We start from the raw sequence: 2,303 nt of genomic DNA on the forward strand, positions 1-2,303 counted from the left end.
TCAAGAAGTTGATCGAGAACCCGATGGGCATGCTGGTCTGAACGGTTTTCCGCGCTGCCTTCGGAGTATGCCGGCAGCGGAAAGCGGGTTGACAGCAGGAGCCCGCCTCCCGCTCCATTCGTTGCGCTGTGCCCGGGGCCTTCCCGGCCCCACTCGAGGCTGCCAGACAGCCTCTCTTTCCTGATGAATGCGATCTGATCCGGGCGCTGACACTCAGTGTCATCCACCAGTCATATGGGCCGTGCAGGGAGAATATGGAAACCGGCCAGGATGCCGGTCCGCTCATGCACAGACAGGATCAGGAGGTCTCATGAAGGCGCTATTCATCAAGCTGCTGGCCAGCCAGCTGGCGCTCGCCGCAACTTTGTTTGCCGGCGTGGCAAATGCCGAAACGCTGACGCTCTACACATCCCAACCCGAGGCGGACGCGGCCAAGACCGTGGATGCCTTCAAGAAGGCGCAGCCCGGCATCGACGTTACCATCTATCGCTCGGGAACCAGCGACATCCTGACCAAGATGGCGGCCGAATTCGCCGCGGGCAGCCCGCAGCCCGACGTGCTCCTGATCGCCGACGCGGTCTCGATGGAGTTGCTGAAGAAGGATGACCGGTTGATGGCCTATCCCGGGGCCAAGCTCGACGGTATCGATGCGGATGCCTATGACGCCGACAAGACCTATTTCGGCAGCAAGCTGATCACCACCGGCATCGTCTACAACACCGCGGCCGCGCAAAAGCCGGAGCATTGGGCAGACCTTGCCAAGCCGGCCTATGCCGACGGCCTGGTCATGCCGAGCCCGCTCTATTCGGGCGCTGCCGCCTACCTGCTTTCGGGCTTTGTCGGCGACGCTAACTATGGCTGGGATTTCTTCCGGAAGCTGAAGACCAACAGCACCGTCAGCGTGCGCGGCAATGGCGCGGTGCTGAAGTCGGTGGCATCGGGCGAGAAGCCCTATGGCATCCTCGTCGACTTCATGGCGATGAACGCCAAGAAGAAGGGCTCGCCGGTCGAGTTCGTTTTCCCCAGCGAAGGCGTGCCTGCCGTGACCGAGCCGGTCGCCATCATGAAGACCGCCAAGAACGTCGATGGCGCGAAAAAATTCGTCGACTTCATTTTGTCCGATGAAGGCCAGAAGCTGGCGCTGTCGATGGGCTATCTGCCGGCGCGCGCCTCGGTCGGCCGTCCCGACTGGCTGCCGGAAGGCGTCAAAATCAAGGTGATGCCGTTCGACACCAAGGCCATTGTTGCCAAGACTGACGCCGACAAGGCAAAGTTCTCGGAACTGTTCGGCGGCTGAGCCGACAGTCAGGCGAGATGCCGTTTCCACGGCATCTCGCCAGTTCCGGCGAAACGTGATCGAATCGATCGACCGATCCCAGGAAACCAATCATGTCGGCACGAATCAGGGAAAGCCGGGGCCAGGAAATGGCCCTGACGGCGGCGGTTGCCGTCGTCATTGTGCTGCTTTCGCTGCTGCCCATGCTGCGCCTCGTCAAGGAGATCGCGGCACCCGGCGGCGTCTTGACGACCGTGGCCGTGGAGGCCGGGCTGAGAAGCCCGGCAACCTGGATCGCGACCTGGCACACGCTGGTCGTCGGCATTGGCGGCACTCTTCTGGCTGTGCTGTCGGGCACGCTGGTGGCCGTGCTGGTCTCGCTGACCGACATACGTGGCCGAAGCGCCCTGGTGCTCTGCTACGTCATGCCGCTGCTGATCGCGCCGCAGGTGACGGCGCTGGCCTGGCTGCAACTGTTCGGCCCGGCGAGCCCGTTCCTAAAACTGTTCGGGGCAGCGCCGCCGCTCGGCACGAAGAACCTGCTCTATTCGACCTCGGGCATCATCCTGCTGCTTGGCGTCCAATACGGCCCGCTGGTCTTCCTGCTGGTGCGTGCCGGCCTGCGCAAGCTGCCGCGCGAACTGGTCGAGGCGGCGCGCGCCGGCGGCGCGAACTGGTTCACCGTACTGGTCACCATCGTGCTGCCCTTGATGACGCCGTCGATCATGGCGGCGGCCGCACTTGCCTTCGTCTCCTGTGTCGGCAATTTCGGCATTCCGGCGTTTCTCGGCATTCCCGCCAACTATCTCGTGCTGCCGACGCTCATCTATCAGAAGCTGGCCGGCGGCGGTCCGGCGGTGCTCGGCGAGACCGCGTTTCTGTCGGTGCTGATCGGCATCATCGCCATGGCCGGCATCCTCGCCCAGGAGGGGATGAGCCGTCGCCGCGACTACCGTATTTCCTCGACATCGCTGCCGTCCGAACCTTATGAGCTCGGCCGCTGGCGGCCGGTCGTCCAGGCCGGCAT

2 protein-coding genes are annotated in these 2,303 nt (G+C 63.7%); both read left to right on the top strand.

Annotated elements, in window-relative coordinates; genetic code table 11:
• Positions 1–310 precede the first annotated feature (310 nt).
• On the top strand, positions 311–1,297 hold the full coding sequence (locus tag EOA36_RS33605) for an ABC transporter substrate-binding protein (RefSeq protein ID WP_127281029.1): 987 nt from the start codon (positions 311–313) through the stop codon (positions 1,295–1,297).
• A gap of 92 nt (positions 1,298–1,389) precedes the next feature.
• Positions 1,390–2,303 (top strand): ABC transporter permease subunit (locus EOA36_RS33610; RefSeq protein WP_145969463.1); only part of this gene is annotated, 914 nt, incomplete at its 3' end.

The sequence above is a fragment of the Mesorhizobium sp. M8A.F.Ca.ET.021.01.1.1 genome (assembly GCF_003998025.1).
Lineage (GTDB): Bacteria > Pseudomonadota > Alphaproteobacteria > Rhizobiales > Rhizobiaceae > Mesorhizobium.